Source organism: Nocardia takedensis NBRC 100417 (genome assembly GCF_000308695.1).
In the GTDB taxonomy this organism is placed as follows: Bacteria; Actinomycetota; Actinomycetes; order Mycobacteriales; family Mycobacteriaceae; genus Nocardia; species Nocardia takedensis.
In genome coordinates, this window is the sequence record NZ_BAGG01000262.1 from 65,163 (window position 1) to 74,030 (window position 8,868).

Consider the following 8,868-nt stretch of genomic DNA (forward strand, 5'->3'; position numbering starts at 1 on the left):
GGCCGGCCCGGCGGTGTCGAGGAGAGGGTGAGCGGTTCTGGCATCAGTTCTTTCGTGCTACCGCGCCGTAAGCGGAAAGGGCACGGGGCAGGCCGATCTCGGTCGGGGTGGGTCGCCAGTGGGTGATCGAGGTGAAGCCGGGGTCGATCAGATCGAGGCCGTCGAAGATGTCGCGGAGTTGGGCCTGGGGGCGGGGGACGTAGGGCGTGCCGCCGGTATCGGTGTACGCCTTGCACATCTGGACGTAGGCGTCGCTGTCGTCGGTGCCGTCCCAGTGCGCGAGGTAGCTGCCGGAGGGGACCGCGCGCATGGTCGTGGTGACGATCCGGCGGGCGTCGTCGTAGGTTCTGGCGTGGCCGAGGACTCCCATGAACATGACCGCGATCGGTTCTTCGAAGTCGAGGACGTGGCGGGCGTCGGCGATGATCTGTTCGGGGTGGTGGAAGTCGGTGTCGATGTAGGTGGTGACGCCTTGGGCGGTGGTGGTGGTCAGCAGTGCGCGGGCGTGGGTGAGGACCAGGGGGTCGTTGTCGACGTAGACGATCCGCGCTGCGGGATCGATGCTTTGGGCGACCTCGTGGGTGTTCTGCATCGTCGGCAGGCCGGTGCCGATGTCGAGGAACTGGCGCACCCGCATTTCGCGGGCGAGGAAGGTGACCGTGCGGATGAGGAACTGGCGTGACTGGACGGCCATGGCGCCGATGTCGGGGTCGATCTCGAGGGCGGCGTCACCGGCGACCCGGTCGACTTCGTAGTAGTCCTTGCCGCCCATCCAGTAGTTCCATATCCGGGCGGAATGCGGAATATCGGTCCGGATCAGTGGTGCGTGTTCCGAGTCCAAGTGCATCGGAGATCAACTCCTCGGGAGGGTGAGCCGGCAAAGGGGATGGACCGCGGCGTGCAGGGCGCCTTGGGTTGATCAGGGGGAGGTGAGGCCCTCGAGTCGGGCGAGTGTGGCGGGTTCGAGGGTGTAGAGGGTGCGTTCGCGCAGGTATCCGGTAGTGAGCAGGAACCGCAGGGTGCGCCGTCGGTAGAAGTTCAGCTCGACGCTCACGAACTCCCGGCCGTGGGCGCGGAATTCCTCGATCAGGGTCAGCTCGTTCGCGGTGAGGTGTGTCGAGAGTTGTTTGCCGGTCGCCTTCCACTGGTGGTGGGAGATCAGATGGGCAGACAGTTCGCCACACCACACGGCGACCGTGTCGGGGCGCGCCTCGAGGTCGGCGGCGAGCTGGTCGACGGTACGCGGGCGGTCCGGTTGCTCGACCAGTGACAACAGCACGTCGAGGTGTTCGCGGCGCGAGACGTCCAGATATCGGGCCAGCAATAGGTGGGGGTCGATGTCGGTGACCAGCATCAGCGATGTCCTCCCTGTTTCTACGACGGCCGGAGTTCGAGGGGAGCGGAGTCCGCACCGACCGTGGCGGTTTCGCTGCTGTGCTGGGCCGGTGACACCGGAGGGGTGGTGTCGTTGTCGGCCTCGATGCGGCCGTAGCCCAGCACACCCGCCACGACCGCGGCGAGCGCGACCGGCAACGTCAGGGCCAACATCGTGCGAGCGCGGTCGCTGGGCAACGGGATCGTTCTCATCGGGGCTTTCCTTTCGAGCGTCGGGGCCGGACGTGGGATGGTCGGGCGAAGGTGATCACGGGTCGGTGAGGCCGTGAAGTTTCTCGGCGGTCACCGGGGCGAGGGCGTAGAGGGTTCGTCGCTGCACGTAGCCGCTGCCGAGCAGGGATCGGGCGGTGCGTAGTCGTCGGGTGTCGAGGTCGATCGCGGCGAAACGTGTTCCGTGGGTGGTGATCTCGGTCAACATGAGTCGCTGGGCGGCGGTGGCTCGCGCGCGTGGTGTCTTGCCGGTGGCACGCCACCGGTACTCGACGATGAGGTGGCCGCTCTCGTGCAACCGCTCGAGCAGTCGGGTCGCGACCGACACGGTGACCCCGATCGCGGTGGCGAGGTGTTCGGCGCGCACGAGCCGGTCGACGGTGCTCATCCACAGCAGGACCCGGACCTGGTCGTCACCGGTGAGAACGAGATAGCGGCCGAGTAGACGCGCGACATCGATATGGCCGACCTCGACCGATTCGACTCCGCAGGGCGCACTGCGTTGGTCGGCAAGGACGGGCTCGGCGGCATCCTCGGTGATCGGCGGTGGTCGGTGAGCGCGGGTGATGGACAGGGCCAGTCCCGCGGTGCCGTCGGGTTTGGTGGGCATCCGGATCCGGGTCGATTCGCCGGGACGCAGAAACGAGGCCACAGCCTCGATCCGCGTAGCGAGGTCGGGGTCCGGTTCGCCGTGGCAGCGCCGCCAGCTCTGCCTGCCGCCGAGGTCGACGATCGCGCGGACCAGCATCGTGTAGCGTCCGGCCTCGACTCCCAGCATGGCCATGGTTCCGGGGCCGGGCCAGCGTTGGTGGGCGACGCAGTACAGGGCAAGCAGGTTGACGACCTCGCCGAGGGTGACACCGCCCGGACCGTCATCGATCTGCTGGACCGGCCGGTTGTCGAGCTGCCAGGTGACCTCGCGGTCGAAGGCCACGGTGAGGTCCGCGACTTCGTCGCTGGCTACGATCAGGGAACGGGTGGCGGCGGTGTCGTCCAGGACGGTCCGATGGTGCTCGGTCAACCGGGTCCGCCACAGCCGCGCGAACGCGGCGGCGAGGTAGTCCAGCGGCTCGGTCGGGGCTCGCAGGCCCTCGATGACATCGATCAGCCGAGCGGAGTCGGGCAGCGCCGCGGTGCGGCGGACGATCTCGGCGCTCTCGGACACAGGGTTTCTCCTTTCGGTTCGCCGAACAGACGGGATATGCGCCGGCGGGTGGCGGTGTGCCGGTGGTTCTCGGATGAGGCTGTAGGGCAACACAATCTGTTCATGACCGACCGTGGGGCGGTAGTGATGCGGTGTTGCCGAGTCGCTGCCGATCTGCGGCAACAGGCGTCGAGGTCACCGGTTCGTCGACGGTCGGGGGTCGGCGACGGTCGGCGGGCTCGCGGCCCCGCCGTGGAGGTCGGCTGCGGCGGCCTGGTCGATGGCGTCGAGGTGTGCGCGCACGAGCGCTTCGGCTTCGGCGCGGGTCCGTCCATCGTTCTCCAGGACGGTGTACAGCGATTCGGAACGTTGCTCGAATGCCGTACCGTCGGGGTCGAGGGCCGCGCCGAGGGCCAGCAGCAGCCGTTGGGCGTACTGCTCGCCGTGGTCGGCGATGAAACCAGTGATCGTCTCCAACGTGCGCCGCGGGACGAACACCGCCGCGCCGGGAACCGGAGATCGGTTGCGAAGACCGTGAACGCGCGCGTGGACCTCGGTCACGCGCTCGGGTGCGTGGGGGTCGCGTCGACCAGGACCACCGGGTGCCGCGGCGGTGTGCGCAGGCCCGGTCACGGGGCGCGGTGGCATCGTGTCCTCGCTTCGGGAGTGGGAGTGCTGGCGAGCAGGTGGGTGATGAATTCACGGCCGCTCTCGGTCAGGGCGTAGACGAGTGCGGGCCGTTGCCCGTCAGGACGGAGCATCTCGGAGCCGACCAGCGTCTTCGCGGCCAGGCATTGCAGCGTCCGCACGGTCGAGCCCTGCTTCCCGTGAACTGTCAGTGCGGCTGCGGTGCAGGGCTTTTCACGGCCCGACAGGGCGATCAGGACTCGTATCTGAGCTTGACTCACGCCTTTGTCGCGGTGTCGGTGATACACCGTCGCTGCGTCCGGCACGGACGTGGCCGGGCCGGACGCGTCCTTCGGTGCGGGATCGGCCGGTGATCCGGGAACGATGCCGGGCGGTGCCGGATTCGGTTCGACAGGTGCTTCGTTCACGCGATCCCGTCCCCGCCCGGCCCGCGGCGGACGCCGAGAAGTGTCGCGGCCGTGACCCGGGTCGGTTTCGCTGTTCGAGCATCGGCGGCGGCTTGAGCGAAGGCCGTGTGACTACGCACGATCGTCGCGCTCTGTCTGCGCGACATTCCCGCGTCCACCAGGATCTCGATCGCCGCGTCGCGTTCGGCGATCCGACGCGGCCGGTCGGCCTCGCCGGCGGTGAGCCAGCGGAACAGGCACCCGCTGTATCGCGGCCCGAACAGGCGGCGTATCTCGGTCATGAACTCGCGGGCGATCGTGTCCTGGGGCGACGGCGGTGGCGCGGTGAATGGTGGCCGCGTGTTCACGCGGGTTCAGTGACGCGGGTGAGGTACGCGGGAAGGCGCTGGTGGCCGTGGCTGATGAAGCTGTCCAGCGTCGCCAAGGTTTCGGGCTCGACGGCCAGGCGCAGGTCCGGGAAGGTCTCGAACAGCGCGGGCAGCGCGACCTCGGCCTCCAGGCGGGCCAGGGCCGCACCGAGACAGAAATGCGCGCCGTGGCCGAAGGACAGGTGCTCCATCAACACGCGACCGGGATCGAACCCGTCTCGACCGTGTGAGTCCGGGGCACGGTTGGCCGCGGCGATGGCCGCGACGATCGGATCACCGGCGGTGATCCGCACCCCCTCGACGTCGATGTCCTCGACCGCGAACCGCAAGGGCAAGATCGCGATCGGGGGCGCGTAGCGCAGCGTCTCCTCGATCACCCCGGCCCACGTCACCCTGCCCTCGCGCAACCTCTCCGCGAGGTCGGGGCGGGTGGCGACCTGGGTGATGGCCATATCGAGCAGGTTGGCGGTCGTCTCGTATCCGGCGCTGATCACCAGCAACAGGGTGTGGACCAACTCTTCCTCGCTGAGGCGGTCCTCGTCGTCGCGGTGAGCGATGAGCAGGCTGGTCATGTCCTCGCCCGGCTCCGCCCGGCGGCGTTCCACGAGGTCGCCCAGCAGGGCGACGATCTCGGCGAAGGTCTCGCGCGGATCCCGGCCCGGGGCCATCGCGAAGATCTCCGACACACACGCCCGCAACCGCGGGCGCAGATCATCGGGGACGCCCATCAGCGCGGTGATCACCCGCAACGGCACCGCGGCGGCGAAGTCCTCGCGCAGATCCACCACCGTCCCGGCCGGGCGTTCGAGCAGCCCGGCGAGCAGGTCGTCGACGATCCGCACGATCTGGGGTCGCAGCGCGGTGACCCGCCGCGCGGTGAACGCCGGTCCGATGAGGCGACGCAGGCGCGTGTGGTCGGGCCCGTGGGCGGTGAGCATGTTGCGCACCATCACCCAGGTGTGCAGAGGCCAGTCCTCGGGGATCCGGCCGTCGATGAACGCCGGCCAGTGCTGGTAGGGGTCTTTGGACACCCGCTTGTCGGTGAACAGGGCCTTCATCAACCTCGGTGTGGTGATCGCCCATGCACGGACGCCGCCGGGCAGCATGACCGGGACCAGTTCCCCCTCCTCGCGCAGGCGGGCGGCTTCGCCGGGGATGTTTGCGCCGGTCACGTCGAGCACAAAGGGGGCGGGGGCGGTCAGAAGATCGGTCATTGCCGGACTCCAGGGTCGAGGGATCGGATGAGGCACACGGGCGGGTGGATGATCAGTGGCGGGGGCGAGAGCGAGGCGGACCGAAGACCACCGGCAGCGATTGCAGGGCGCGGTGGAATCCGCCCGGCCGCCACACCAGCTCGTCAGGGCGACACGCGAGTCGCAGGTCGGGCAGGTGGTCGAGCAGCTCCTCGATGGCGTCGACGGCGGCCTGGTTGGCGATGTCACGGGCCGGGCACGCATGTGGACCGGCCGAGAACGACAGGTGCGAAGAGTTGCGCGAGTAGTCGACATAGCCGGTGACATCGGCGGGGCGGTTGACTCGTGGGTCGGTGTTGCAGGCGGCCATGCTGATGATCACCGGCTGATGCGCGGGCAGCAGCACGCCGTCCCACGGCACCGGATGGAGCGGGAACCGGAGACACAGGTTGGCCAACGGTGCGTCCCTGAACAGGACCTCGTCCAGGGCTTCGCGGGAAGTGCGTGACCCGCCGATGACGTCTCCGGCGAACCGGTCGTCGGTCATGATCAACAACGCGGTGTTGGCCACCAGATGCTGCAACGGCTCGATCCCGGCGGCGCACATGGTCAACACCTGCTCACGCAGTTGCCTCTGACTCATCCGGGCCGCGTGCGGGTGACGCAGCAAAGTGGTCGGGATGTCGCGGCCGGGAGTGGCGCGTTTCAACGCGATCAACGCATCCAGGGCGGTGTCGAGGACCGCGGCGACCTCTCCGGGATCGGTGCCGGCGTCGAACATCATCCGGAACCCGCGCGCGAGTTGCTCGCCGATCTCGGGCGGGCAGCCCATCATCGTGTTGATCGTGCGGAACGCCAGCGGCCCCGCGTAATCGGCGACCAGATCCATCCGCCCCCGAGCGGCGACCTCGGCGATCAGGTCGCGGGCGTGGCCCTCCACTACGGTGTGCAGTGCGTGCAGGTCCACCACCGTCAGCGACGCGAGGGTGGCCTGCCGGTAGAGACGGTGCACGGGATCGTCGGTGCGCAACGCGTTGTCGCGGGCGCCCATCATCGGCATGACCGGGCTGTGCGGGTCCACCGTGGCCTGCCAGCGGATCGGATCGGCCGAGAACTGGACGGGATTGTGCAGGATCCGGACCGCGGCCTCCCACCCGATCACCAACGTCGCGAACACGCCCTCGGCCAACTGGACACGCGCGAAATCACGGTGATGACGGCGCATCTCGGCGTAGTGGCCGTGCGGATCGCGCGCGAACTCCGCCGAATGCAGGGCGAAAATCGGACCCGGCAGACCGACAGGACCCGAGTCACGCACGATCGGCGATCGCGCCGGAGCCGACGGGACGGAATGAGCGAGGTGTGGTGGGGCCGTGGCGGACATGGAACGGAGAAACCCCCAGCAATCTGCGGTAAAACAAAGGCGAATGAGTTCTCCCGGCAGCGAGAATTTTCGAGGTCGACCCGCCACCGGGAGTACCCTTTAGCCAACCGGGCGCGGCAGTCACCAACCAGAGCGCGAACTGGGCAATAGTGAGGCGCGACAGAGGCATCGGTCGGTTGAACTCGCGGTCGAACAGGGGCGGAAGGCAGGAAGACTATGGCGATCGGCGGGCGTGGACCGCGCCGCGCGTTCGCACGCCGCCGGAAAGAGCAGGGATTCACCCAGGAGTCGCTGGCTGCTCGCCTGGAAGTGGAACGCTCGACAGTAGTGCGCTGGGAAGCGGGCAAGAGCGAGCCTCAACCCGGAACATGGCCGAAACTGGCTGCCCTGCTGAGCATCACGCCCGAAACCCTCACTCGGTTGCTCGCCGGCGAACTCGACGATGTGGTCCCGACTCCGTCGCCGCCGACGATTCCACCGATGTCGTCATGGATCGATGACTCCTGGACCACACGCGTCGACCCATCGATGCTCGACAGCGTCGTACCCGCTGCGATCCTCGCGGCCATCTCGGTGTCCACCGACGCTCACTTCGCCGAGACCATGCTCGCGACGCTGGCCGGATACACCGCCCGCGACCAGCTCCTCGGACCACCAGCGGTGATCGAACACGTTCAGCGTGACTTCGCCTTCATCATTGAGCGTCTCGCCACGTCTGCCGGCACGGACAGGGCCAGGCTGCGCTATGTCGCCGCTCGCTACGCCGAAAGTCTCGGATGGCTACATCAGGACGCCGGCGACCTTGCCGAAGCCCGACGCTGGTCGGCTGTCGCTTTGACCCACGTCACCAGCGATGAGGATCGCGCCCTGCGTGCCTACACCCTGATGCGAGCATCCAACATCGCCACCGACTCCGGAAACCTCGACACCGCAACGAACTTCATCGAACAGGCACTGTCACACACCGAGGGTCTCAGCGCGCAGCAACGCGCAGTCCTGCACCGCCAGCACGCTCACGTCCACGTCGCCCGGGCTCTGCGATCCGAGGACCGACGAGACGTGACTGCCTGCCGCGACGCACTCTCGCGCGCCGCGGACTCGGCCGCGCAAGCGGTAGCCGACCCCACCGACCTCGCCGACTACTGCACGCCCGAGTACGTGGCCATGGAATCGGCGCACTGTTGGGTGACACTCGGGCGCCCGGAGCAGGCCGTGGCGCTTCTCGAACAACGTCTGGCGTCCTGGCCGGCCGAGTATCGGCGCGATCTGGGAATGGGATTGGCCCGACTGTCGAGCGCCTACGCCGGCGTCGGCGCTTGGCGACAGGCCATGGAGGTCTCGGTCCACGCAGCTACCATCGGAGCGGACACGGGCTCCCGCCGCACGCTGAACCAACTGGCGACCACGGTGGCCGTGCTCCGCGCGGGCGGCCGACTCGACATCGCGCGTGCATTGACCGACCACGTGCGTGCCGCCTCCCGACCGCGCACCCAGCCACTCTAGGAGCGCATTTCCGTGTGGATCACCGAAGCCACCTCCACCGACATCGCCACCCGCACCCCTGCGGTGGCAGTCGTCCCGGTCGGTAGTTTCGAGCAGCACGGTGACCACCTTCCCCTGATCACCGACACGGTCATCGCGAGCCTGATCGCCCAACGCCTCGCCGAGACCTACCCGTTGCTGCTCCTACCTCCGGTGACACTGTCCTGCTCGCACGAGCACGAAGGATTCCCCGGCACCGTCAGCCTCAGCGCCGCAACCCTCACCGCGATCATCACAGACATCCAACACTCGCTCACACGATCGGGCATCCACCAACTCGTCCTCGTCAACGCGCACGGCGGCAACTACACGCTCAGCAACCTCGCTCAGCAAGCCAACACCGAAAGCCGTCGAATCCTGCTCTACCCCGGCCGAGGAGACTGGAATCAAGCCCGCGCCGCCGCGGCGATGGTCAGCGACGGCCACGACGATATGCACGCCGGTGAACTCGAAACATCGATCCTTCTCCACGCGACCCCCGATCTCGTCCGGCCGTCCTACCTCGAGGCCGACCACGCCGCCCCGAATCGCGAACACCTCCACCTGCTCGGCATGACGGCCTACACACCGACCGGAG

Annotated in this window: 11 protein-coding genes; 2 read left to right on the plus strand and 9 right to left on the minus strand. The window is 68.2% G+C overall.

Annotated features, from left to right (window positions below; all coding sequences use genetic code 11):
- Nucleotides 1-43: 43 nt before the first annotated feature.
- From ON30_RS33325 to ON30_RS33365, 9 genes are all read right to left on the minus strand, one after another.
- Nucleotides 44-847 carry an SAM-dependent methyltransferase gene (locus ON30_RS33325; protein ID WP_040714210.1) on the minus strand — a complete coding sequence of 268 codons (804 nt, stop codon included), beginning with the start codon at nucleotides 845-847 and terminating at the stop codon, nucleotides 44-46.
- Between the two features lie 72 nt (nucleotides 848-919).
- Nucleotides 920-1,354, minus strand: coding sequence for a hypothetical protein (locus ON30_RS33330; RefSeq protein ID WP_040714212.1), 435 nt, complete (start codon nucleotides 1,352-1,354; stop codon nucleotides 920-922).
- Between the two features lie 20 nt (nucleotides 1,355-1,374).
- Nucleotides 1,375-1,587: a hypothetical protein gene (locus ON30_RS33335; RefSeq protein ID WP_040714213.1), complete on the minus strand. Its 213-nt coding sequence runs from the start codon at nucleotides 1,585-1,587 to the stop codon at nucleotides 1,375-1,377.
- Nucleotides 1,588-1,642: 55 nt separating this feature from the next.
- The gene (locus ON30_RS33340) at nucleotides 1,643-2,770 is read right to left on the minus strand and encodes a hypothetical protein (protein WP_040714215.1); all 1,128 of its coding nucleotides are present in this window, start codon (nucleotides 2,768-2,770) and stop codon (nucleotides 1,643-1,645) included.
- Nucleotides 2,771-2,944: 174 nt separating this feature from the next.
- Entirely contained in the window at nucleotides 2,945-3,247 is a 303-nt protein-coding gene (locus tag ON30_RS33345) for a hypothetical protein (protein ID WP_157184051.1), read from the minus strand.
- A gap of 131 nt (nucleotides 3,248-3,378) precedes the next feature.
- On the minus strand, nucleotides 3,379-3,558 hold the full coding sequence (locus ON30_RS33350) for a hypothetical protein (RefSeq protein WP_040714218.1): 180 nt from the start codon (nucleotides 3,556-3,558) through the stop codon (nucleotides 3,379-3,381).
- Nucleotides 3,559-3,800: 242 nt separating this feature from the next.
- Nucleotides 3,801-4,085, minus strand: a complete 285-nt coding sequence (locus ON30_RS33355; protein ID WP_040714220.1) for a hypothetical protein — start codon at nucleotides 4,083-4,085, stop codon at nucleotides 3,801-3,803.
- Nucleotides 4,086-4,147: 62 nt separating this feature from the next.
- A complete protein-coding gene (locus tag ON30_RS33360) occupies nucleotides 4,148-5,386 on the minus strand; it encodes a cytochrome P450 family protein (RefSeq protein WP_040714222.1) in 1,239 nt (412 codons plus the stop codon).
- Between the two features lie 52 nt (nucleotides 5,387-5,438).
- Nucleotides 5,439-6,683 carry a cytochrome P450 family protein gene (locus ON30_RS33365; RefSeq protein WP_245554330.1) on the minus strand — a complete coding sequence of 415 codons (1,245 nt, stop codon included), beginning with the start codon at nucleotides 6,681-6,683 and terminating at the stop codon, nucleotides 5,439-5,441.
- 282 nt (nucleotides 6,684-6,965) lie between these two features.
- Here ON30_RS33365 and ON30_RS33370 point away from each other — a divergent pair, with 282 nt between their 5' ends.
- Together ON30_RS33370 and ON30_RS33375 are read left to right on the plus strand one after the other, a co-directional pair.
- Nucleotides 6,966-8,252, plus strand: coding sequence for a helix-turn-helix transcriptional regulator (locus tag ON30_RS33370; protein WP_083911880.1), 1,287 nt, complete (start codon nucleotides 6,966-6,968; stop codon nucleotides 8,250-8,252).
- Nucleotides 8,253-8,264: 12 nt separating this feature from the next.
- A partial coding sequence (locus tag ON30_RS33375; RefSeq protein ID WP_040714229.1) for a creatininase family protein occupies nucleotides 8,265-8,868 on the plus strand: 604 nt, incomplete at its 3' end.